This is a genomic window from Microbacterium sp. NPDC056736, from assembly GCF_042790415.1.
Classification (GTDB): domain Bacteria; phylum Actinomycetota; class Actinomycetes; order Actinomycetales; family Microbacteriaceae; genus Microbacterium.
In genome coordinates, this window is record NZ_JBHTZE010000002.1 from 205551 (window position 1) to 227337 (window position 21787).

Genomic DNA, 21787 nt, shown 5'->3' on the forward strand with positions numbered 1-21787 from the left:
AAGGAACACCACATGTCACGCAAGCTCACCCGTGGCGCCGCCGGCGCGGCTGCGGTCACGGCGCTGGCCCTGACCCTCGCCGCGTGCGCGGGCGCGCCCGCCGCCGAGACGTCGGCCGAGGAGGGGTCCGAGACCGGCGCCTACCCGCTGACGATCCCGAGCGCGCTCGGCGACGCCGTGATCGAATCCGCGCCGACCCGCGTCGCGACGTGGGGATGGGGCGCGACCGACGCGGTCCTGGCGCTGGGAGTCGTCCCTGTCGCGATCCCGTCCGACGACTACTCCGGCGGCGACGACCGCATGGCTCCGTGGGTGGCGGACGGGCTGGAGGAGCTCGGCGGGGAGGCGCCGGCGATCCTCGACAACTCGACCTACGAGCTCTCGGTCGAGGAGCTGCTCGCCACCGACCCGGACGTGCTCCTGGCGCCCTACTCGGGTCTCACGCAGGACGAGTTCGACGCCGTGACCGAGGCGGGCGTGCCGGTCGTCGCGTACCCCGACGGTCCGTGGACCACCCCGTGGCGCGATGTCGTCACGATCGTCGGTGAGGCGCTGGGCAAGGAGGACGAGGCCGAGCAGGTGCTCGAGGACCTCGACGCGATGGTCGCCGAGGCGGCTGCGGCGCATCCCGAGTTCGCCGAGTCGACGATCGCCGTTCCCACGGAGTCGGCGGGCACCTACTACCTGTACCTGGCCTCCGACCCGCGCGTCGAGATCCTCGAGGACCTCGGATTCCAGACGCCCGCGAGCGTCGCCGACCTCGACACGGGGGAGAGCACGTTCTACACCACGGTCAGCCCGGAGAACCTCGACCGGATCGATGCCGACGTCATCCTGACGTTCGCGGAGACGCAGGACGCGCTCGACGCGTTCCTGGGCTCAGATGCGGGCAAGCTCATCCCCGCCGTGCAGAGCGGCGCGGTCGCCTCGCTCGTGGGCGCCGAAGACGTCTCGGCGCTGTCGCCCACGCCGCTGACGCTGCCGTGGGGGCTGGACGCCCTCGTGGAGAAGCTCGCCACGGCGACCGCCGTCGCGCAGGGCTGACGCCTGGAACAAGGGGAGCCCCGGCCGATCGGCCGGGGCTCCCTCGTCGTCCGAGCGCGGGATCACTCCTTGGAGGCGTCGGCCTTGCGCACCAGCGCCCACGCGCCGGGGATGATCGCGGCGGCGAGGGCCGCCTTGATCAGGCCGCCGAGGATGAAGGGCAGCAGCCCCACCTCGAGCAGGCCGGCGAAGGAGTAGTCCAGCCCCATCACGACGTTGAGGATGAACGCCATGTAGGGGATGCCGAAGAGGAAGGGCACGATACTCGCGGCGGCGAAGCCGATGAAGGCGAGGGCGGGTCGCCGATCCCATGCGCGCTCGGCGAACCAGCCGGCGACGAACGCCGAGACGATGAACCCGATGACGAAGCCGAAGCTGGGCTTGCCGACGGCGGCAAGGGTCCCGGTGAAGCCGGCGAACACGGGGAGGCCCGCGAGGCCCACGAGCATGTAGGTCGTGAGGGCCGCCGCGCCGCGCCAGGCGCCGAGTGCGGCGCCGACGACGATGACGCCCAGCGTCTGTCCGGTGATGGGGACGGGCCAGAGGGGGATCTCGACCTGGGCGAGGAGGGCGACGACGGCGGCGCCGGCGATGACGAGCCCGGCGTCGAGGGCGAAGGCGCGGGCGCGGGAGGACGGGCGGGCGATGACGTCTGCGAGCACGCGGCGCGCGCCTGCGGCGGCGGTCGGGACGGCGGCGATGGATGACATGGGACTCAGCCTAGGGGGCGACGGATGCCGCTAGTTGGACGCAGTCCACCAATGATCGGCCGATCCGCTGTCCGGCTTCCACACCCGCCGAGGTGAGGGCTGCGGTGCGAGGGCGGGACGATCGCCGGCCGACGAAGGCCCGTATACTGGATGGCTGGCCACTCGGCCGCCCCACCACCCACCGACGGAACGGACATCCGCTGTGCTCGCCGTGCACGACCTCGAGATCCGCGTGGGCGCGCGCGTGCTCATGTCGGACGTCTCCTTCCGCGTCTCCGATGGCGACAAGATCGGCCTCGTCGGGCGCAACGGCGCCGGCAAGACGACGCTCACGAAGGTGCTCGCGGGCGACCTCATCCCCGCGGACGGCAAGGTCGAGCGCTCCGGCGAGCTGGGCTACCTGCCGCAGGACCCGCGCTCCGGCGACCCCGAGATGCTCGCGCGAACGCGCATCCTCGACGCCCGCGGCCTCGGCACGCTCGCGATCGGCATGCACGAGGCATCCCTCGCCATGGGCGACGGCGACGAGGCCGTCGCCGCGAAGGCGATGCGCCGGTACGCGAACCTCACCGAGCGCTTCGAGGCGCTGGGCGGCTATGCCGCCGAGGCCGAGGCGGCCTCGATCGCGCACAACCTGTCGCTGCCCGACCGCATCCTCGACCAGCCGCTGAAGACCCTCTCGGGCGGTCAGCGGCGGCGCATCGAGCTCGCGCGCATCCTCTTCTCGGACGCGCAGACGATGATCCTCGACGAGCCCACCAACCACCTCGACGCCGACAGCGTCGTCTGGCTGCGGGAGTTCCTCAAGGGCTACAAGGGCGGGCTCATCGTCATCAGCCACGACGTCGAGCTGGTCGGCGAGACGGTCAACCGCGTGTTCTACCTCGACGCGAACCGCCAGGTCATCGACGTCTACAACATGAACTGGAAGAACTACCTGCGCCAACGGGTGGCCGACGAGGAGCGCCGCAAGAAGGAGCGCGCCAACGTGGAGAAGAAGGCCACCGTGCTCCAGCAGCAGGCGGCGCGGTTCGGTGCGAAGGCGTCCAAGGCCGCGGCGGCCCACCAGATGGTGGCCCGCGCCGAGAAGATGCTCGCCGGGCTCGACGAGGTGCGTCAGGAGGAGCGCGTGGCCAAGCTGCGCTTCCCGAAGCCTGCGCCCTGCGGCAAGACGCCGCTCATGGCGTCGGGCCTGTCGAAGTCGTACGGCTCGCTCGAGATCTTCACCGACGTCGACCTCGCGATCGACCGCGGCTCGAAGGTCGTCATCCTCGGTCTCAACGGCGCCGGCAAGACGACGCTGCTGCGCATCCTCGCCGGTGTCGACCAGCCCGACACGGGGCAGCTCGAGCCGGGCCACGGGCTCAAGATCGGCTACTACGCGCAGGAGCACGAGAACCTGGACGTCTCGCGGTCGGTGCTCGAGAACATGATGTCCGCCGCGCCCGACATCACCGCCACCGACGCGCGCAAGGTGCTCGGATCGTTCCTGTTCACCGGCGACGACGTGCTCAAGCCGGCCGGCGTGCTGTCCGGCGGCGAGAAGACGCGCCTTTCGCTCGCGACGCTCGTGGTGTCGTCCGCGAACATGCTGCTGCTCGACGAGCCCACGAACAACCTCGATCCCGCCTCGCGCGAAGAGATCCTCGGTGCGCTCGCGCACTACGAGGGCGCCGTGGTGCTGGTGTCGCACGACGAGGGCGCTGTCGAGGCGCTCAACCCCGAGCGCGTGCTCATCCTGCCCGACGGCGTCGAGGACATCTGGGGCCGCGACTACGCCGACCTGGTCACCCTCGCGTAGCGTCCGCGCCGCCGCATGCCGGCGACGTCAGCGCCCGGCGGCGTCCAGCAGGGCGTCCTCGTCCTCCGCATCGCGATCACGCCGGCGGCGCGATGGCGCCGCGGCCGCGGCATCCGTCGCCTCCGCCCTCTCAGCGGCTGCGTCCAACGCGTCCTCCGCGTCCTCGCGGCGGTGGCGGCGTTCCGTGCGGATGACGTAGCCGATGAAGACGAAGCCCATGATCGCGAACAGGATCCACTGGATGGCGTACGACAGGTGCGGACCGGGGTCGTCCGACGGCGCCTCCAGTGCGTTGGGCGTACTCGCCGGCGCGGGCTCCTCCGAGACCATCACGCCGTAGGCACTGCGCTCGAGGGCGTCACCGGCCGCGGGGGAGAGGCTCTCGGCGACGAGGCCGAGGTTGATCGTCGGCACCTGTCCGTCGGGCGCGCCGCGGCCCGACGCCGGGAGAGGCTCGCCCGGCCGGAGCCGGGCGACGACCGTCGCGGGACCGTCGGGTGGAGCGGGCACGGCGTCCGGCACGGGCTGATCCTGCCCGGGCGGCACCCACCCGCGATCCACCAGGAGCACGCGGCCGTCATCGAGCCGGAACGGCACGAGCACCTCGAACGCCGACGTGCCGCCGTGCGGACGGTTGCGCACCAGCAGCGCGTCGTCGGCGAGGTACGTCCCGCGAAGGACGACCGGACGCCACTCGTCCGCCGGGTCGAGCCCGTCGCCGTCGGCGATGAGCTCTGCCAGCGGGACCGCGTCGGCGTCGTAGTTGCGCTCCACCAGCTGGAGCTGGGCGGATCGCTCCTGGTTGCGCGAGAACTGCCAGTTGGACAGGAACGCGCACGCGATCGCGAAGACGACGGCCAGGGTGATGTAGATCGCCCACCGCCCCGCGCGCGGGAGATTCTGCATGCTCACCGAGCGCCCGCTCATCGCGCGGCCTCCGTGGGAAGAAGGGGGTCCACCGAGAGCGGGAAATCCCGTGCGGCGAGGAACTCCCGGAGGTAGCCGACGTGCTCGTCGCACGCGACCCACGTCTTGCGGCGATCGGCGGCGTGGATGCGCGGGTTGCGCCAGTCGATCCGCCAGCGCGCAGCGGCGCGGCATCCTGTCCGCGAGCACATCGCGTCGGCGACCTGATCGGGCTCGGGGAGGCTCATGCGCTCCGGTCCGTCGTGTCGTCGGCCGCCGGACGCGACTCCTCGATGCGGATGACCCGCGGCGGCGAGGGCTCCGCGGGCGGCGCGGAGGACGGCGCCGGCAGCGCGGGCTCGGGGTCCTCTCGGCGGTTGCGACGGCTCTCCTGTCCGACGTTGGCCGAGACGACGGCGATATAGGGCAGGAAGATCGCGCCGGCGGCGAACACCCACGTGTACCAGCCGTACGGCGTGATGACGACCATCAGGATGAAGCACGCGACGCGGATGCCCATCATCACGAGATACCGCGCCGACCGCGCGCCGACCTCGTCGCGCGGTGCGCGCGGCAGGGATGTCGCAGACGGGGCGTTGCCTGAGCTCTTCACGGTACTTCCAGCGTACGCCGGTTGCACCGTGCGGGCGCCCGGGGAGCGGCTCCCCGGGCGCCTCCGTCAGACGCTTCCGCCGGACTGCTGGTAGATCGCCGCGAAGAACGAGAAGAACACGATGGCGGCGATGATGCCGAGGATGGTGAGGCCCAGGCCGACCCACCCGACGATGGTGCCCGCCAGCGCCATGCCGCGGCCCTGCTCGCCGCTCGTCTTGAGCTGGTTGAGCGACATGTGGCCCGTGATCACTCCGACGATCGACCCGATGAAGGGGAGGATGACGAAGCTCGCGATCGACGAAATGAGGGAGACGATCGCCAGCGTGTTGGTCTTCGCCGGCGCGCCGTAGCCGTAGCCGTACGACGGAGCCGATCCGTAGGCCTGCGTCGAGCCGTACGCGGCTCCGGGGGCGGCGGCCGGGTCCGAGCCGTAGGCCGGCGGGTACGCACCCTGCGAGGCGGGAGGGTACGCGCCGGGCGACGCCTGCGCCGGGGACGGCGGGGGCGGGACCGGCGGGTAGGAACCGGGCTCGGGGTTCTGGGGGCTCTGCGGGGTGCTGTCGCTCACGGCGAGGCCTTTCTCGATGTCTGGCTCCAGCGTCCCAGCGGCGGTCGGGGGTGTCAAACGCGACCGGGCGGGGCCCTCGCGCGCCGATAGGCTGGTGCGGATCCGCCCGCTCACCCCTGGGAGTACCACCATGTCCAGCGATCGCGTCGTCCTCGTCACCGGCGGCAACCGCGGCATCGGCCGCGCCATCGCCGAGCGCTTCGTCGCGGAGGGCTACCGCGTCGCCGTCACGGCGCGGTCAGGTGAGGGCCCCGAAGGCACCCTCACGGTGCGCGCGGATGTGACGGATGCCGCAGCCGTCGACGCCGCCTTCACCGAGGTCGAGAAGGCGCTCGGACCGGTGGAGATCGTCGTCGCCAACGCCGGCATCACCAAGGACACGCTGCTGCTGCGCATGACCGAGGACGACTTCGACAGCGTCATCGCCACCAACCTCGGCGGCACCTTCCGTGTGGTCAAGCGGGCCTCCAAGGGGATGCTCCGCGCCCGCTGGGGCCGCGTCGTGCTGATCTCGAGCGTCGTCGGCCTCTACGGCTCCGCCGGGCAGATCAACTACGCCGCCTCCAAGAGCGCCCTCGTCGGCTTCGCCCGGTCGCTCACGCGCGAGCTCGGGGGCCGCGGCATCACCGCGAACGTCGTGGCGCCGGGCTTCATCGAGACCGACATGACGGCCGAGCTCTCCGACGAGACGCAGGCCGAGTACAAGAAGAACATCCCCGCCGGCCGCTTCGCCTCGGCCGAGGAGGTGGCGGGCGTCGTGGCGTGGATCGCGTCGGACGACGCCGCGTACATCTCCGGCGCCGTCATCCCGGTCGACGGCGGCCTCGGCATGGGGCACTGACCTCCGCGAGCCGGTCGACGGGTCAGCCGATGGCCCGCAGGATCGCCTCTGCCACCGCGCCGGGACGTGAGAACTGCGGCCAGTGACCGGTCGGGTCGCCGTCTGCTCCGAGCTGGATGATGTCGAGCTGCCGCAGCGCCGCGAGTTCTGCCGCCCACTGCGGGGCGGCCGCGATGATCTCGCGGATCTGCGCCTCGCTCACTGTTCCGGTGATGATCGTCGCGGGCACGGAGCGCCGGCGCTCATCGGACAGGTGGATCGGGTCGGTGGGCACGCGCGCGGGAACCGAGCGGGTGCGGGCCGCGGCATCCGCCCTCGTCTGCGGGTCGAGGTCGGCGACGTCGAGCTCGTCGAAGAAGTCCCACCCGGGGAACGGGATCACCCCGTCGACGACGGGGAACTCCGACACGGACCCGCCGTCGGAGGGAGGGAAGGTGTCGAGGAAGACCACGCGCGCGACACGCTCGGGGCGGGCATCCACTGCGCCGTAGGCGACATTGCCCCCGCCGGAATGCCCGACCAGCACGATCTCGCCGTCGAGCCGGCCGACCGCCGCGACCGCCGCCTCGACCCAGTCGGCGATGCCGATCCCGGCGGACTCGTCGGCCGGCGCGCCGACTCCGGGCATGGTGAGCGGGTGCGTGCGATGGCCTGCCGACTCGAGCGCCGGGGCGACGTCGCCCCACGACGCCGCGTCGAGCCACAGTCCGGGTATGAGGATGATGTGCATGGCGCCGACGCTACGCCTCGCCGCCGACATCGCGCGAGGACCGTCAGGGCAGCAGCGGGATGACCTCGGCGAGGTCCACCGGTCCGACGACGACATCGGCGCGGGCGCGCACCGCCGGCTTCGCGTTGAACGCGACGCCCAGGCCCGCGACCGCCATCATCTCGAGGTCGTTCGCGCCGTCGCCGATCGCGATGGTGCGTGCCAGCGGGACGGTGCGCTCGGCCGCCCACTCCCGCAGGGCGGCGGCCTTGCCCGGGGCATCCACGATCTCCCCGTCGACGACGCCGCTGAGAACCCCGTCGCGCGTGGCGAGACGATTCGCGCGCCACACGTCGACGCCGAGCTGCGGCGCCACGGTGTCGAGGATCTCGTGGAAGCCTCCCGACACCACCCCGACGGCCCCGCCCCGGTCGTGCACCGCCTCGATCAGCTCGACGACGCCCGGCGTCGGCTCGATGCGGGCCCGCACCCGGGCGAACGCCGCGAGCGGCACGCCCTCCAGCACGCGCACGCGCGAGCGCAGGCTGGTCGCGAAGTCGACCTCGCCGCGCATCGCGGCCTCGGTCGCCGCGGCGACCTCCGGTCCGCGGCCCGCCTCGTCGGCGATCAGCTCGATGACCTCGTTGCGGATGAGCGTCGAATCGGCGTCGAGGACGACCAGGAAGCGGGCGGGCGCTGCGGGCATGACTCCACGCTAGCGGGACGCGGATGCCGCTCCCGACCGCCCGTCATCGTTCGACGCGCACGCCCTTGCCGACCACCGTGATGCCGCTGTCGGTCACCGTGAAGCCGCGGGCCAGGTCCTTCTCCCGGTCGACCCCGACGGTCGCGCCGTCCTCGAGCCAGACGTTCTTGTCGAGGATCGCGCGGTGCACGCGCGCCCCGGCGCCGACGTGCACGTAGTCGAACAGGACGGAGTCGGTGATCGTGGAACCGCCGCCGGCGAGCGTCCACGGCCCCACCACGCTGCGCTCGAGGTGCGTGCCCGACAGCACCGATCCGAGCGAGACGATCGAGTCGATCGCGTTGCCGATGCGGCCCACCGAGTCGCGCACGAACTTCGCCGGCGGGGAGTTGACCGCCTGCGAGTGGATCGGCCAGTCGGTGTTGTAGAGGTTGAAGATCGGCAGCGTCGAGATGAGGTCGCGGTGCGCGTCGAAGAACGAGTCGATCGTTCCCACGTCCCGCCAGTAGTACCGGTCGCGGTCGGTGGACCCCGGCACCTCGTTGCGGTTCATGTCGTAGACGCCCGCCTCGCCGCGCTGCACGAAGTAGGGGACGATGTCTCCGCCCATGTCGTGGTTGGAGGTCGCCAGCTCGCCGTCGTGCTCGACCGCCTCGATGAGCGCGTCGGTGTTGAAGATGTAGTTGCCCATCGACGCGAGCACCTCGTGAGGCGCGTCGGCCAGCCCCACGGGACTCTGCGGCTTCTCGAGGAAGTCGCGGATCCGGCCCGGGTCCTCCGGGTCGACGTCGATGACGCCGAACTGGTTCGCCAGTGCGATCGGCTGCCGGATGCCGGCGACCGTGGCGCGCGCGCCGGACTCGATGTGGGCCGCGAGCATCTGCCGGAAGTCCATGCGGTAGACGTGGTCGGCGCCGATCACGACGACGATGTCGGGCTGCTCGTCGTTGATCAGGTTGAGGCTCTGCAGGATCGCGTCGGCCGAGCCGGAGAACCAGCGCTTGCCGAGGCGCTGCTGGGCGGGCACCGACGCGACGTACGAGTCCAGGAGCGCCGACATCCGCCAGGTCTGGGAGATGTGGCGGTCGAGACTGTGGGACTTGTACTGGGTGAGCACCACGACCTGGCGCAGCCCCGAGTTGATCAGGTTCGAGATCGCGAAGTCGATGAGCCGGTACTGCCCACCGAACGGCACCGCCGGCTTGGCGCGATCCGCGGTCAACGGCATCAGCCGCTTCCCTTCGCCGCCGGCGAGGATGATTCCGAAGACCTTGGGCGCTGCTGGCATGGCACCACCCTAGGCCCGGCGGGTGATTCGGGGGTACCCGTTACACCCGGGCACGCCGGTGTAATAGGTTTCGTGCCATGCGCGTCGACATCGTGACCAAGGAGTACCCGCCGGAGATCTACGGGGGAGCCGGCGTCCACGCCACCGAGCTCGTCAAAGCGCTGCGCGACATGATCGACGTCCGGGTGCGCGCCTTCGGCGCCGACCGCGACGAGGAGGGGACGACGTCCTACGGGGTGCCGTCCGAGCTGGCGGCCGCCAACGCCGCCGTGCAGACGCTCGGCACCGACCTCGAGATCGTGTCGGACGTCGCCGGCGCCGACGTCGTCCACAGCCACACCTGGTACGCGAACTTCGCGGGGCACCTCGCCTCGCTGCTGCACGGCATCCCGCACATCGTCACCGCCCACAGCCTCGAGCCGCTGCGCCCCTGGAAGGCCGAGCAGCTGGGCGGCGGGTACGCGGTCTCCAGCTGGATCGAGAAGACGTCCTACGAGGGCGCGGCCGCGATCGTCGCCGTGAGCGGCGGCATGCGCGCCGACATCCTGCGCAGCTACCCGGCGCTGGACCCCGACCGCGTGCACGTCATCTACAACGGCATCGACGTCGAGGCGTGGCATCCGGTCGAGGACCCGGCTCTGCTGGAGGAGCTCGGGATCGATCCGGCGAGGCCGTCGGTGGTCTTCGTCGGGCGCATCACGCGCCAGAAGGGCCTGCCGTACTTCCTCCGTGCGGCCGAGCGCCTTCCCGCCGACGTGCAGGTGATCCTCGCGGCCGGCGCCCCCGACACTCCGCAGATCATGGCCGAGGTCGAGGGTCTCGTGCGCGGCCTGCAGCAGAGCCGCGACGGCGTCGTGTGGCTGGACCGCATGCTGTCACGCCACGAGCTGTGCACGATCCTGAGCGCCGCGACGACATTCGTCTGCCCGTCGGTGTACGAGCCGCTCGGCATCGTCAACCTCGAGGCGATGGCGTGCGGCGCCGCGGTGGTCGGCACGGCGACCGGCGGCATCCCGGAGGTCGTGGTCGACGGCGTGACGGGGCGCCTCGTGCCCATCGAGCAGGTGCAGGACGGCACCGGCACCCCCACCGATCCCGAGCGCTTCGTCGCGGATCTCGCCCGCGTGCTGACCGAGGTCGTCAGCGATCCCGAGCGTGCCCGCGAGTACGGCGCGGCAGGGCGCCGGAGGGCGACCGAGGAGTTCAGCTGGCGGCGCATCGCCGAGCAGACGGCGGCGCTGTACGCGGAGGTGGCCGCCGGCGGCCGATAGGCTGTCGGCATGCCTGAGGTGCTCGAGTTCTCCGACGTCGTCGTCCGCCGAAACGCTCGGAACATCGTCGATCACCTGAACTGGACGGTCTCCGACGACGAGCGCTGGGTGATCCTCGGGCCGAACGGCGCCGGCAAGACGACGCTGCTGCAGATGGCCGACACGCTGCTGCACCCGACGTCCGGCACCGTGACGATCCTGGGGGAGCGGCTCGGCCGCACCGACGTCTTCGACCTGCGCCCCCGCATCGGCTTCGCCTCTTCCGCGATGGCCCGTCGGGTGCCCCCGGAGGAGACGGTGCTGAACGTCGTGCTCACCGCGGCGTACTCGGTGCTCGGACGCTGGCGCGAGGACTACGAGGACATCGACGAGCGGCGCGCCCTGCGCGTGCTCGCCGAGTGGAAGCTCGACCATCTCGCCGATCGCACGTTCGGAACGCTCAGCGACGGCGAGCAGAAGCGAGTGCAGATCGCGCGGGCCGTCATGACCGACCCCGAGCTGCTGCTCCTCGACGAGCCCACGGCGAGCCTCGACCTCGGCGCCCGCGAGGAGCTGCTCATCCTGCTGGGCGGGTACGCGCAGGCGCCGACGACGCCGGCGATGATCATGGTCACGCACCACGTCGAGGAGATCCCGGTCGGGTTCACGCACGTCCTGCTGCTGCGCGACGGCCAGGCGGTGGCATCCGGCCCCGTCGGCGAGACCCTCACCGCGGACGCGCTCACCGAGACCTTCGGCGTGCCCATCCGGCTGAGCGAGGACGGCGGCCGCTACGCCGCCCGTGCCGCACACTGACCCGTCCGGCTCGCGCGCCGTGGAACGGCGGTTCGGCGAGCGGGCCCGGGGCTGGTAGACTCGCTCTTTGGTGCGCAAGCACCGCAGACTTTGACCGCCCTGGCAAAATCCAGGGCACCATCCTCAAAGGACCATCATGAAGACTGACATCCACCCGGACTACCAGGCCGTCGTGTTCCGTGACCTCGGCTCGGGCGAGACCTTCCTCACCCGCTCGACGGTGTCGAGCGACAAGACGATCGAGCTCGACGGCGTCGAGTACCCCGTCATCGACGTCGAGATCTCGTCGGCCTCGCACCCGTTCTACACGGGCAAGCAGCGCATCATGGACTCGGCCGGCCGCGTCGAGAAGTTCAACCAGCGCTTCAAGAACTTCGGCACCAAGTAAGCCGCCGCGCATCGGACCGTCGACGGTCCGCCGCCCCGGAAGACCCCGCCCCGCGGGGTCTTCTGCGTGTGCGGCGTCAGCGGATCGGCCAGCGGCCATCGAGCCGGTCGTCGGGGTCGATACGCCCGACGCGGATGAAGTACTCCGTCAGGCTCTCGGCCTGCGCGCGGGCCCACCCGATCTGCCGGGTGTGGAGCTCGTGCACGGTCGTGGGGAGCCAGGGCGCGAAGCGCTCGGCGAGGGCCTGCGCGACGCGGCCCGCCGCCACGGCGTCCGCCGAGGCCTCGTGGGCGGCGTCGAGGCGCACCGCGTAGTGGGCGGCGACGACCTCGAGCGTGCGCTTGCCCCGGCGCCAGCGGTCGTACGCCTTGTCGACGACGAGCGGGTCGATCACCGGCGACGGGCTCTCGATGGGCGGGACGCCGTGGCGCAGCGCCTCGTACTTCAGCATCGAGAAATCGAAGGGCGCGTTGTAGGCGACCACCGGGATGCCGGCGTCGAGCAGGGCGCGCAGCGCCGTGACGACCTCGTCGACGACCTCGCGCGCGCCGCGCCCGTGGCGGCGGGCGTGCGCCGTGGAGATGCCGTGGATGGCGCTGGCCCCGTCGGGGATCTCGACCCCCGGATCGGCGAGCCAGTCGCGGGCGCGGATCACCCCGCCCTCGGCGTCGAGGAGCCCGACGTGCGCGGTGACGATGCGGTCGGCCGTGACGTCGACCCCCGTGGTCTCGAGGTCGAAGACCCCGACCACCTGGAGCCACTCCGGGACATCCCACAACGCCAGCTGATCGGGATGCCGGTGGCTCATGCCGCTCACGGTATGCGCCGGCTCCGACATCCCGGGTCAGGCGCTCCGCGCGATGCGGGCACGCGGCGGGCTCGTAGACTCGACGGGTGACCTCCGTCAACCCGTACGCGCGTCTGCTCGATGAGATCCCCGTCGAGCGGCACGAGGCGAGCGTGCTGGGAGGGACCACCGCGTACTGGGTCTACGGGCCGGCCGACGCGCCGACCACGATCGTCGCGGTTCACGGGTTCCGCGGCGAGCACCACGGTCTCGAACCGGTGGTGGCGCACCTTCCCGGTATCCGCGTCATCTCACCCGATCTGCCCGGGTTCGGCGAGACGCCGCCCGTCCCCGGCCGCACGCACGACCTCGAGCTGTATGCGCAGTGGCTGGAGGAGTTCGCGCGTGCCGTCGCCCCCGGCGCCGTGATCCTCGGTCACTCGTTCGGCTCGATCGTGGTGGCGGCCGCCGTGGCGGGCGGGCTGGACACCCCGCGGGTGATCCTCGTCAACCCCATCGGCGCCCCCGCGCTGGAGGGGCCGCGGGGCATCCTCACGCGGCTCGCGGTGTTCTACTACTGGGCAGGAGCGCGGCTTCCCCGGCGGCTGGGCGAGGCGCTGCTGCGCAACGGCCTGATCGTGCGCGTGATGAGCGAGTCGATGGCCAAGACCAGGGATCGCGGCATCCGTCGCTTCGTGCACGATCAGCACGACACCTACTTCTCGCGCTTCGCCGATCGCGACGTGCTGCGCGACGCGTTCGTCGCGTCGGTCTCGCACGACGTGCGCGCGTTCGCCCCGCGCATCGCGCAGCCGACGCTGCTGGTCGCGGCGCAGCGCGACGACATCACCCCCATCGAGGCGGAGCGGCGCCTGGCGACCATGTTCCCGGCGGCGGAGCTCGTCGAGATCGCCGACGTGGGGCACCTCATCCACTACGAGACGCCGGCGACCGCGGCCGGCGCCATCACGCGGTTTCTCGCGCCTTCCGACGCCGGTACGCGTTGACGTTCATCCGGTTGCCGCAGTTGCCGGTGTCGCAGTAGCGCTTCGAGCCGTTCTTCGAGTAGTCCACGTAGACGCCGTCGCAGTCGTCGGCCGCGCAGATCCGCACGCGGTCGTACTCGTCGGCACGGATGACGTCGACGAAGGCCATCGCCGCCTCGACGAGGACCCGCGTGGCCAGCGGTGCGTCGTCGCTCGTGGCGTGGACATGCCAGTCGAACCCGTCGTGGATGACGAGGCGGGGGAGGGCGTGCCCGTCGCGGAGCATCCCGTTCACGAGCGGCACCGCGCCGTCGCGGTCGACCTCCCAGAGCCGGCGCAGCCGCGGCCGGATGGCGCGCAGGGCCGACAGCTCGGTCTCGTCGCGCCGGATCGCTCCCGTGTAGGGGTTCACCCGCAGGTACTCCTCGAAGTCGTCGGCGGTGGTGAGGGTGTCGTCGCCGTCGCGTCCGGGCATCGTGTTGACCAGATACGCGGCGGCGCGCAGGCTCTGCTGCGTGTCATGGATGAAAACCATGTTGACTCCTGACGTCCGACGCGAGTACCGTCACCAGTGTAAGCACGTTTCACTCCTGACAGTCGGATGCCGCCCATGACCGCCTCGACCGCGCCCCTCCCCGTCATCGCCCCCGGCGCGGCCGTCGCCTCCGGCGCTCGGCTGCGCACGACCGGGCTGCTGCTCGGCATCGCGTCCGCACTCGCGTTCTCGTCGAGCGGTCCGTTCGTCAAACCCCTGCTCGAGGCGGGCTGGTCGCTCGGGGCGGCGCTGCTCGTGCGCATGGGGGTCGCAGGGCTCGTCCTGTCGCCGGCGCTGCTGCTCGCGATGAGGCGGCAGCCGGGATTCCTGCGGCGGCACTGGCGGCTCATCGTGGGATTCGGCCTGATGCCGGTGCTCGGCTGCCAGCTGTTCTTCTTCTCCGCCATGCAGCGGATGCCCGTGGCCGTCGCGCTGCTGATCCAGTACCTCGCGCCGGTCATGCTCGTCGCCGCCGTCTGGCTGCGCACCCGCCGGCGCCCGTCCGGCCTCGTGCTGTGGGGGTCCGTCGTCGCGATCGCCGGCCTGGTGCTCGTCGTCGACATCTCCGGGGCGTCGTTCGACCTGCTGGGCACGTTGTTCGCGCTCGCGGCGGCCGTGTGCGTGTGCGCGTACTTCGTGATCTCGGAGCGGACCGGCGACGACCTTCCGCCCCTCGCGCTGGCGGCGAGCGGTCTGCTGACGGGCGCGCTGGTGATGGGCCTGCTGTGCCTCACCGGCCTCATGCCGTTCCGGGCGCCCGCCGTCGACGTCGTCCTCGCCGGCGTGGAAGTGCCGTGGTGGATGCCGATCCTCTGGGTCGCCGGCGTCGCCACGACGCTCGGCTACGCGTTCGGCGTCATGGCTGTCCCGCGCATCGGCTCACGGGTGGCGTCCTTCGTCGGGCTGTCGGAGGTGCTGTTCGCGCTCGCGTTCGCCTGGATCTTCCTCGCGGAGGTGCCCGCGCCCATCCAGTTCGTGGGCGGTGCGCTTCTCCTCGCGGGCGTGGTGCTCGTGCGCGCCGATGCGTCCTCGAGCGGGAATCCGAGGGGCGAGGCCGCGGTCATCTCCTGACCGCGTATTCGCCGGCGATCACTCGCGTCGCGCGAGCTCCATCAGCGGCGTGACGCGGTGGGGGATGACCTCGCCCATGACGAGCGAGGTCTCGGTGCGCTCGACGCCCTCGATCGCGAGGATGCGGGCGTCGGTGTCGAAGAGGTGCTGCGTGTCGCGGCACGCGACCCGCACCAGCAGGTCGACCTGACCCGACAGGCCGTGCGCCTGGACGACCTCCGGCACGCGCGCGAGCTCCACCGCGATGCGGGGCAGATCCGCCTGGCGCACGATGACGCTGATGAACGCCTCGATGGGAAAGCCGAGCGAGGCGGAGGAGATGGCGCGCTCGTACGAGAGGAAGACGCCCGCGCGCTCGAGCCGGGCCATCCTCGCCTGCACGGTGTTGCGCGACAGTCCGAGCCGCTCCGCGAGGGCGACGACGGTCGCGCGGGGGTCCGCGGAGAGCGCGGCGAGAAGCTCCAGGTCGACGTGATCGAGGGCACCCATAGTGCGAAACGTTAGCACGCCTCCGGGGGGTGATAGTTGTCAACATGCTCAAGTCGAACGCAGATGCTTGAGCGAGGTGCCTGGCGGACGTAGCCTCGAATCAGTCGGCGACGAAGCCGGCGCACGCGAAGCGGCTCCTCACGAGGGGGCCCGCAACGAGGAGTGATGACGATGACGCACACCCTGACCCCGACAGCGGATCTCGCCACCGACATCGACGATGTCGCGCGGCTGCTCACCCCCGACGGCGAGCGCATCGCCGACCCCGAACTGGACCGCTGGGTGGCCGACGTCGACGCGGCCGCGCTGCGCGGCCTGTACCGGGACATGGTCCTGCTCCGGCGCATCGACACGGAGGGCGTGGCCCTGCAGCGCCAGGGCCAGCTGGCTCTCTGGCCGCCGTGCCAGGGCCAGGAGGCCACGCAGATCGGCACCGCCAGAGCGCTCCGCGCCGACGACTTCGCCTTCCCGAGCTACCGCGAGACGGGCGTGGTGTACGCGCGCGGCGGAAAGCCCTCCGACTTCGTCCTCGCCTGGCGCGGCGAGGAGCACTCCACCTACAACCCGTACGAGCTCAACACGGCGACCCAGCAGATCATCATCGGCGCGCAGGCGCTCCACGCCGTCGGGTACGCGATGGGCATCCAGCGCGACGGCACCGACCAGGTCTCCGTCGCGTACTTCGGCGACGGCGCGTCCAGCCAGGGCGACGTCAACGAGGCGATGGTCTTCGCGTCGTCCTTCGGCGCACCGGTCGTCTTCGTCTGCACCAACAACCAGTGGGCGATCTCCGAGCCCGTCACCGTGCAGGCGAAGTTCCCGATCGCCGGCCGCGCGCCGGGCTTCGGCATCCCGAGCATGCGCATCGACGGCAATGACGTCCTCGCGTGCCTCGCCGCCATGCGCTGGGCGATCGACAACGCGCGCCGCGGGAACGGACCGGCCTTCATCGAGGCCGTCACATATCGCATGGGACCGCACACCACGTCGGACGACCCCACGCGCTACCGCGACAAGGAGGAGGTCGAGAAGTGGCGCCGCCGCGACCCGATCTCCCGCGTCGAGGCGCTGCTTCGGACGCAGGGCGAGTTCGACGAGGCCTTCGTCGCGAGCGTCGAGGCCGACGCCGACGCCCTGGCCGCCTCGGTGCGCGAGGCCGCCATGACCGCCACGACGCGCGCGCCGATCACCGTCCTGGACGACGTCTACGCCGAGCCCCATTCGGGCATCGACGAGCAGCGCGAGTGGTTCGGCGCCTACCTCGACGGGTTCGCCCCGGCGGCAGAGGGGGCGTGACGATGGTGCAGCTGACGATGGCCAAGGCCATCAACGAAGGGCTCCGCCGTGCGATGGCCGACGACCCGAAGGTGCTCGTGATGGGCGAGGACATCGGGAAGCTCGGCGGCGTGTTCCGCATCACCGACGGTCTGCAGGCCGAGTTCGGCGCGCAGCGCGTGGTCGACACGCCGCTGGCCGAGGCGGGCATCATGGGCACCGCCGTCGGCCTCGCGTTCCGTGGCTACCGTCCGGTCGTCGAGATCCAGTTCGACGGGTTCGTGTATCCGGCGTTCGACCAGATCGTGTGCCAGGTGGCCAAGCTCCACTACCGCACCCGCGGCAACGTGACGATGCCGATCACGATCCGCATCCCCTGGGCGGGGGGCGTCGGCGCAGCCGAGCATCACTCCGAGTCCCCCGAGGCCTACTTCGTCCACACCTCCGGCCTCCGGGTGATCGCCGTGTCCAATCCGCAGGACGCGTACGTCATGCTGCGCCAGGCGATCGCCTCCGACGACCCCGTGGTCTACTTCGAGCCGAAGCGCCTGTACCACTCCAAGGGCGAGGTCGATCTGGACGTGCAGCTCGCCGATGCGCCGCCGATGGGCCTCGCGCGCGTCGCGCGGGAGGGGAGCGATGTGACGCTGCTGACGTACGGCTCGCAGGTCGGGACCGCCCTCGACGCCGCCACCGCGGCCGAGGACGACGGCGTCTCGATCGAGGTGATCGACCTGCGATCGATCTCGCCGGTGGACTACCGCACCGTGACGGCATCCGTCCGCAAGACCGGCCGGGTCGTCGTCACGCACGAGGCCGCGCGCGAGGCGGGCGTGGGCGCCGAGCTGATCGCGAGCGTGACCGAGCGCTGCTTCAACTACCTCGAGGCAGCGCCGCAGCGCGTCACCGGGCACGACATCCCCTACCCGCCCGCGAAGCTGGAGAAGCACCACCTTCCCGACCTCGACCGCATCCTCGACGCCGTCGATCGCGTGATGGACCGCCCGAACAGCCTCTCGGGGGTGCTGGACTCATGACCCAGGACTTCCGACTCCCCGATCTGGGCGAAGGCCTGCCCGAGGCCGAGCTGGTGCAGTGGATGGTCGCGGTGGGTGACACCGTGACGCTCAACCAGACGATCGCCGAGGTCGAGACCGCGAAGGCGGTCGTCGAGCTGCCGTCGCCGCACGCCGGCACCGTCACGGCGCTCCACGCCGAGCCCGGCGACGTCATCGCCGTCGGATCGGTGCTCATCTCCTTCGACACCGCGGCGACGGATGCCTCGCCCTCGGCGCCCGCCCAGGAGGCCGGCGTCGTGCACGCCGACACCTCGGCCCCCGCGGTCGAGGCGTCACGGCGGCCGGAGCCGGTTGAGGCGGCCGAGCAGGGCCAGCCGAACCTCGTCGGGTACGGCGCGGCCCCGCGAGGCTCCGCCCGCCCGCAGCGCCGTGCGCGCGTCGCCGCCTCGGCCGCCGCGGCGTCCGACACGGCGGTGCTCGAGGCGGCGCCGCACGACGCCATCCAGCTCGGCGACGTCGAGCGCCCGATCGAGCGGCCGCGCTCGACGCCGCCGGTGCGCAAGTACGCCAAGCAGCTGGGCATCGACCTGGCCCTCGTGGAGGCCACGGGGGCGTCGGGCGTGATCACGCGGGCCGACGTCGAGGCGTATGCGACGCGGGTCGGGGCGGTCGCCACGGAGCCGGCCGCCGCCGAGCCGGTCGAGGCGTCCGAGCCGCCGCGGCCCGTCGCCGCCGGCGAACGGACCACGCGCACCCCGATCCGCGGGGTGCGCCGGCTCACCGCCGACGCCATGGTGCGCAGCGCCTTCACCGCGCCGCACGTCACGACGTTCCTCACCGCCGACGTGACCGCGACGAGCGAGCTCATCGCCTCGCTGAAGGCGGACCGGGCACTGCAGGAGCACCGGATCGGCATCATGGCCGTCGCCGCCAAGGCCGTATGCCTGGCACTCGCGCGGCACCCGGGACTGAACTCCCGCTGGGACGAGCAGGCCGGCGAGATCGTCGAGCACCACTACGTCAACCTCGGCATCGCGGCCGCCACCGGCCGCGGCCTGGTGGTGCCGAACATCCGCGACGCGCAGCAGCTGAATCTGGCCGAGCTCGCCGACGCGATCCGGGCTCTCGCCGAGACCGCGCGCGCCGGCAAGACGGCACCCGCCGACATGATGGGCGGCACCTTCTCGATCACGAACGTCGGCGTGTTCGGGGTGGATGCGGGCACTCCGATCATCAACCCGGGCGAGGCCGGAATCCTCGCGCTGGGTGCGGTGAGGCGCCAGCCGTGGGAGCACCGCGGTGAGATCGCGCTGCGCGACGTGATGACGCTGGCGCTGTCGTTCGACCACCGTCTCGTCGACGGGGAGCAGGGATCCCGGTTCCTCGTGGAGGTCGCCGACATCCTCCGTGAGCCGGGGAGGGCGATGCTCCTGCAGTGAGCGGTCTGCCGCCGCCGGAGGCCTGCCGCGCAGCGGCGTCGCCGGTGGCGGCATCCGTTCACGACGTCTTGGGATAGAACAGCCCGAGGCCGTGCTTCTGCAGCACGTCGAACGCCTCCGCGTAGCTCTGCGGCTCCGGGGCGCCGGGGGGTCCGTACTTCGCGAGCAGCAGGCCGAGGAGGCCGCGGCCCGGCGGGCTGAGCGGCTTGTGCCCGTGGGGGCCGTCCTTCAGGTCGGATGCCTCGTCCTCGTGCGGGTTCGGCGGCACGTACATCGCGTGCACGACGGGCCAGGTCGCCGGGTCGCGCGGCGCGTCGAGGTTGACGATCGAGAAGAGGTCGTTCGCCTCGGCGTCGCGGCGCGTGAGCGGGCGGAGCCCGTGCAGGCGTGCGAGCGTCGCGATCACGGCGGCGTGGTGCATCTCGTCGTGGACGACGGTCCCCGCGCGCGTGTAGGCCGACACGGCGATCGCCGGGACGCGCACCCCGAGCCGGTCGAAGGCGAAGCCCATCTCGCCCGGAGCGTCGTCGGCGACCGGCGGCGTGGCGGGGGGAGGAGGGACGTGGTCGTACGTGCCGCCGTGCTCGTCGAAGGTGATGAGCAGGAGCGTGTTCATCGCGTTCGATCCGTCCGGCGCTGCGGACGTCTTCACGGCGTTGTAGACGTCGGCGACGAGCTTCTCGCCGTTGCGCACGTCGGACACGGCGGAGTCGATGACGTCCTCGCCCTCGACGTCGCTCTCGCGAAGCGTCCCGAACGGCGGGTGGAAGTCGTTGTGGTTGTAGACCAGCCGGGGCTCGATGAAGGAGTACGCCGGGAGGCGGCCGGCGGCGGCATCGTCGTAGAACTCCGACATGTGCCCGAACCGCCCGGTCCGCCAGTACTCCTCCAGCACCGGAGCGTGGAGGATGCCGGTGAGCGAGACGAGCTGCATCTCGTCGAAGTACACCTTCCAGGACACCCCGGCGTCCTCGAGCCGGTTGAAGATCGTCGGCGCCGCATCGGCGTCGAGCCACTTGTCGTAGCCGCCGCCGTGCTTGTTGGTGACGTACCCGTGCGAGGTGGAGGCGTGGAAGAACGACCGGTTGCAGTACGTCTGCGACGGCACGGCGGCGAACCACGCATCGAAGACGGCGAAGCCCCTGGCCAGCGTCGACAGCACCGGGAGCTGCTCGGGCGAGAAGCCGCCCATGATGTGCGACGCCTCGTCGAGGGTCGGCGCCTTGCCGTGCCGCAGCCGCATCAGGTTGTTCCAGTAGTCGCGGAGGAAGCCCTCCATGGTCGCGGCCGTGCCCGAGGACGGCGCGTTGAACGGCGCCACCATGTCGCCGACCTGGCTGGCGGCATTGCCCGCGGGGTGCACCGTGCCGAACAGCTGCGTGTTGACGTGCGGGAACTCCTCGCCGGGGTCCGGGTCGGGGCGCGCCATGACGTCGTCGGTCGGGCCCGAGTACGCGTGCACGCTCACGCGCTCGCCGGAGGGCGCGATGTTGGCGTAGTCGCCGAACGCCAGCCCGTCGAACGTCTCGCCGTCCGGCAGCGTATCGGGCGTGTAGAGCCAGCCGAGGAGATTGTCGAAAGACCGGTTCTCGCCCATCAGGACGACGATGTGGTCGAAGCCCGGCTCGGATCGCGGCGCGACGGCGCCGAGGTCGAGCGAGCCCTCCCGGTAGCCGACCGCGTGTCCGATCGCGGCGCCGGCGGCCGCTCCGACGCCGCCGCCGACGACGAGTCCCGCGGCGGCGATGCCGCCGAGCTTCAGGAAGTCGCGCCGGGAGCTCTGATCGAGCGCTTCGGGCGCAGGCGGAGTCGCGGGCGTCTCGGTGGCCTCGACGCGGCCCGCCCCGCCGTCGTCGTCGTCGTGCCCATGCCCCGCCATGGTGGGTCCAGACTAGGGCCTTCCGCGGCTCAGGCCGTGAGGGAGGCCTGCGCCATCGTGCGGAGGATGCCGCGCACGTCCCCGGCGCCGGGCCGTGAGCGGGTCGCGCGCACGGTGTGCGGCGTCGAGTTGATGAGGCCGAAGCAGGCGTGGGCGCGGACGCGGAGGTCGTCCTCGTCGCGATCGGGATGCACGGCGGCGAGGATGCCGATCCACACCTCGACGTACTCGCGCTGCAGTCGCCGCACGGTGTGGCGATCGGCGTCGCTGAGGCTCGCCAGATCGCGGTCCTGCACGCGGATGACGTCGGCGTCGCGGAGGGCGAACTCGACGTGGAAGTCGATGATCGCGTCGAGCTGGGCGACGGGTTCGTCGTGCGCGGCGAGGACCTCCCGCCCGCCGGCGAGCAGGCGCTCGCTCACCTCGACGAGGATGGCGCCCAGCAGCGCCTGCTTGTTGGCGAAGTGCCGATACAGCGCGGGGCCGCTCACGCCGACGGCGCCGCCGATGTCCTCGAGGCTCACGCCGCTGAACCCGCGCTCGGCGAAGAGGGCGGCGGCCTCGTGGAGGATCGCCGCGTGCCGGTCTGCCTTCGCGCGTTCGCGGTCGGTGGCGCCGCTCGTCATCTCCGCACTCCGCTTGTCGTTCGAGTTAACAACCGCTAA

Annotated in this window: 24 protein-coding genes; 11 read left to right on the plus strand and 13 right to left on the minus strand. The window is 71.7% G+C overall.

Annotated features, from left to right (window positions below; all coding sequences use genetic code 11):
• Positions 1 to 12 precede the first annotated feature (12 nt).
• Entirely contained in the window at positions 13 to 1044 is a 1032-nt protein-coding gene (locus ACFRAL_RS05470; RefSeq protein WP_378880639.1) for an ABC transporter substrate-binding protein, read from the plus strand.
• 62 nt (positions 1045 to 1106) lie between these two features.
• Here the strand turns inward: ACFRAL_RS05470 and ACFRAL_RS05475 are convergent, their stop codons facing one another.
• Positions 1107 to 1754 carry a biotin transporter BioY gene (locus ACFRAL_RS05475; protein ID WP_336397877.1) on the minus strand — a complete coding sequence of 216 codons (648 nt, stop codon included), beginning with the start codon at positions 1752 to 1754 and terminating at the stop codon, positions 1107 to 1109.
• Between the two features lie 202 nt (positions 1755 to 1956).
• On the opposite strand from ACFRAL_RS05475, the gene ACFRAL_RS05480 reads away from it, so the two are divergent.
• Positions 1957 to 3555 carry an ABC-F family ATP-binding cassette domain-containing protein gene (locus ACFRAL_RS05480; protein WP_378880642.1) on the plus strand — a complete coding sequence of 533 codons (1599 nt, stop codon included), beginning with the start codon at positions 1957 to 1959 and terminating at the stop codon, positions 3553 to 3555.
• 27 nt (positions 3556 to 3582) lie between these two features.
• Here ACFRAL_RS05480 and ACFRAL_RS05485 read toward each other — a convergent pair whose 3' ends face one another.
• The 4 genes from ACFRAL_RS05485 to ACFRAL_RS05500 all read right to left on the minus strand — a co-directional run bounded on the left by ACFRAL_RS05485 (position 3583) and on the right by ACFRAL_RS05500 (position 5644).
• Positions 3583 to 4461 carry an SURF1 family protein gene (locus tag ACFRAL_RS05485; protein ID WP_378881289.1) on the minus strand — a complete coding sequence of 293 codons (879 nt, stop codon included), beginning with the start codon at positions 4459 to 4461 and terminating at the stop codon, positions 3583 to 3585.
• A 17-nt stretch (positions 4462 to 4478) separates the two neighbouring features.
• On the minus strand, positions 4479 to 4709 hold the full coding sequence (locus ACFRAL_RS05490; protein WP_378880644.1) for a hypothetical protein: 231 nt from the start codon (positions 4707 to 4709) through the stop codon (positions 4479 to 4481).
• Entirely contained in the window at positions 4706 to 5074 is a 369-nt protein-coding gene (locus ACFRAL_RS05495; protein ID WP_336397881.1) for a DUF3099 domain-containing protein, read from the minus strand. Before ACFRAL_RS05495 ends, ACFRAL_RS05490 begins: the two co-directional genes overlap by 4 nt.
• Positions 5075 to 5140: 66 nt before the next feature.
• Entirely contained in the window at positions 5141 to 5644 is a 504-nt protein-coding gene (locus ACFRAL_RS05500; RefSeq protein ID WP_336397882.1) for a DUF4190 domain-containing protein, read from the minus strand.
• 130 nt (positions 5645 to 5774) lie between these two features.
• Between ACFRAL_RS05500 and fabG the strand changes: the two genes are divergently transcribed.
• Positions 5775 to 6485 (plus strand): 3-oxoacyl-ACP reductase FabG, encoded by a 711-nt coding sequence (fabG, locus tag ACFRAL_RS05505; RefSeq protein WP_336397883.1) that lies wholly within the window; start codon positions 5775 to 5777, stop codon positions 6483 to 6485.
• 22 nt (positions 6486 to 6507) lie between these two features.
• On the opposite strand, the gene ACFRAL_RS05510 is transcribed toward fabG, so the two are convergent.
• The 3 genes from ACFRAL_RS05510 to ACFRAL_RS05520 are packed head-to-tail and all read right to left on the minus strand — an operon-like array spanning position 6508 to position 9188.
• Positions 6508 to 7215 carry an alpha/beta fold hydrolase gene (locus ACFRAL_RS05510; RefSeq protein WP_378880649.1) on the minus strand — a complete coding sequence of 236 codons (708 nt, stop codon included), beginning with the start codon at positions 7213 to 7215 and terminating at the stop codon, positions 6508 to 6510.
• A gap of 43 nt (positions 7216 to 7258) precedes the next feature.
• Complete coding sequence (gene serB / locus ACFRAL_RS05515; protein WP_336397885.1) at positions 7259 to 7900, minus strand: phosphoserine phosphatase SerB; 642 nt, start codon at positions 7898 to 7900, stop codon at positions 7259 to 7261.
• Positions 7901 to 7943: 43 nt separating this feature from the next.
• Positions 7944 to 9188, minus strand: coding sequence for a glucose-1-phosphate adenylyltransferase (locus ACFRAL_RS05520; RefSeq protein WP_336397886.1), 1245 nt, complete (start codon positions 9186 to 9188; stop codon positions 7944 to 7946).
• A gap of 77 nt (positions 9189 to 9265) precedes the next feature.
• Between ACFRAL_RS05520 and glgA the strand changes: the two genes are divergently transcribed.
• From glgA to ACFRAL_RS05535, 3 genes are all read left to right on the plus strand, one after another.
• Entirely contained in the window at positions 9266 to 10459 is a 1194-nt protein-coding gene (gene glgA / locus ACFRAL_RS05525; RefSeq protein WP_336397887.1) for a glycogen synthase, read from the plus strand.
• 9 nt (positions 10460 to 10468) lie between these two features.
• Positions 10469 to 11254, plus strand: a complete 786-nt coding sequence (locus tag ACFRAL_RS05530; protein ID WP_336397888.1) for an ABC transporter ATP-binding protein — start codon at positions 10469 to 10471, stop codon at positions 11252 to 11254.
• 136 nt (positions 11255 to 11390) lie between these two features.
• Positions 11391 to 11642: a type B 50S ribosomal protein L31 gene (locus ACFRAL_RS05535; RefSeq protein WP_336397889.1), complete on the plus strand. Its 252-nt coding sequence runs from the start codon at positions 11391 to 11393 to the stop codon at positions 11640 to 11642.
• Positions 11643 to 11718: 76 nt separating this feature from the next.
• Here ACFRAL_RS05535 and ACFRAL_RS05540 read toward each other — a convergent pair whose 3' ends face one another.
• Positions 11719 to 12450, minus strand: coding sequence for a 3'-5' exonuclease (locus ACFRAL_RS05540; RefSeq protein ID WP_378880656.1), 732 nt, complete (start codon positions 12448 to 12450; stop codon positions 11719 to 11721).
• Between the two features lie 86 nt (positions 12451 to 12536).
• Here ACFRAL_RS05540 and ACFRAL_RS05545 point away from each other — a divergent pair, with 86 nt between their 5' ends.
• Positions 12537 to 13436 carry an alpha/beta hydrolase gene (locus tag ACFRAL_RS05545; RefSeq protein ID WP_336397891.1) on the plus strand — a complete coding sequence of 300 codons (900 nt, stop codon included), beginning with the start codon at positions 12537 to 12539 and terminating at the stop codon, positions 13434 to 13436.
• On the opposite strand, the gene ACFRAL_RS05550 is transcribed toward ACFRAL_RS05545, so the two are convergent.
• Positions 13396 to 13950, minus strand: coding sequence for a CGNR zinc finger domain-containing protein (locus ACFRAL_RS05550; protein ID WP_336397892.1), 555 nt, complete (start codon positions 13948 to 13950; stop codon positions 13396 to 13398). The genes ACFRAL_RS05545 and ACFRAL_RS05550 overlap by 41 nt on opposite strands.
• Positions 13951 to 14025: 75 nt before the next feature.
• Here ACFRAL_RS05550 and ACFRAL_RS05555 point away from each other — a divergent pair, with 75 nt between their 5' ends.
• Entirely contained in the window at positions 14026 to 15021 is a 996-nt protein-coding gene (locus ACFRAL_RS05555) for a DMT family transporter (RefSeq protein ID WP_336397893.1), read from the plus strand.
• An 18-nt stretch (positions 15022 to 15039) separates the two neighbouring features.
• On the opposite strand, the gene ACFRAL_RS05560 is transcribed toward ACFRAL_RS05555, so the two are convergent.
• Positions 15040 to 15510 (minus strand): Lrp/AsnC family transcriptional regulator, encoded by a 471-nt coding sequence (locus ACFRAL_RS05560; protein ID WP_336397894.1) that lies wholly within the window; start codon positions 15508 to 15510, stop codon positions 15040 to 15042.
• 165 nt (positions 15511 to 15675) lie between these two features.
• Between ACFRAL_RS05560 and pdhA the strand changes: the two genes are divergently transcribed.
• From pdhA to ACFRAL_RS05575, 3 genes are read left to right on the plus strand one after another with little or no spacing between them, the layout of a single operon-like run.
• Positions 15676 to 16806, plus strand: coding sequence for a pyruvate dehydrogenase (acetyl-transferring) E1 component subunit alpha (pdhA, locus tag ACFRAL_RS05565; protein WP_378880661.1), 1131 nt, complete (start codon positions 15676 to 15678; stop codon positions 16804 to 16806).
• A gap of 2 nt (positions 16807 to 16808) precedes the next feature.
• Positions 16809 to 17822: an alpha-ketoacid dehydrogenase subunit beta gene (locus ACFRAL_RS05570; RefSeq protein ID WP_336397896.1), complete on the plus strand. Its 1014-nt coding sequence runs from the start codon at positions 16809 to 16811 to the stop codon at positions 17820 to 17822.
• On the plus strand, positions 17819 to 19243 hold the full coding sequence (locus ACFRAL_RS05575) for a dihydrolipoamide acetyltransferase family protein (RefSeq protein ID WP_378880663.1): 1425 nt from the start codon (positions 17819 to 17821) through the stop codon (positions 19241 to 19243). Before ACFRAL_RS05570 ends, ACFRAL_RS05575 begins: the two co-directional genes overlap by 4 nt.
• A gap of 58 nt (positions 19244 to 19301) precedes the next feature.
• On the opposite strand, the gene ACFRAL_RS05580 is transcribed toward ACFRAL_RS05575, so the two are convergent.
• Entirely contained in the window at positions 19302 to 21122 is a 1821-nt protein-coding gene (locus ACFRAL_RS05580) for an alkaline phosphatase family protein (protein ID WP_378880666.1), read from the minus strand.
• Positions 21123 to 21151: 29 nt separating this feature from the next.
• A complete protein-coding gene (locus ACFRAL_RS05585; RefSeq protein ID WP_336397899.1) occupies positions 21152 to 21748 on the minus strand; it encodes a TetR/AcrR family transcriptional regulator in 597 nt (198 codons plus the stop codon).
• Between the last annotated feature and the right edge of the window lie 39 nt (positions 21749 to 21787).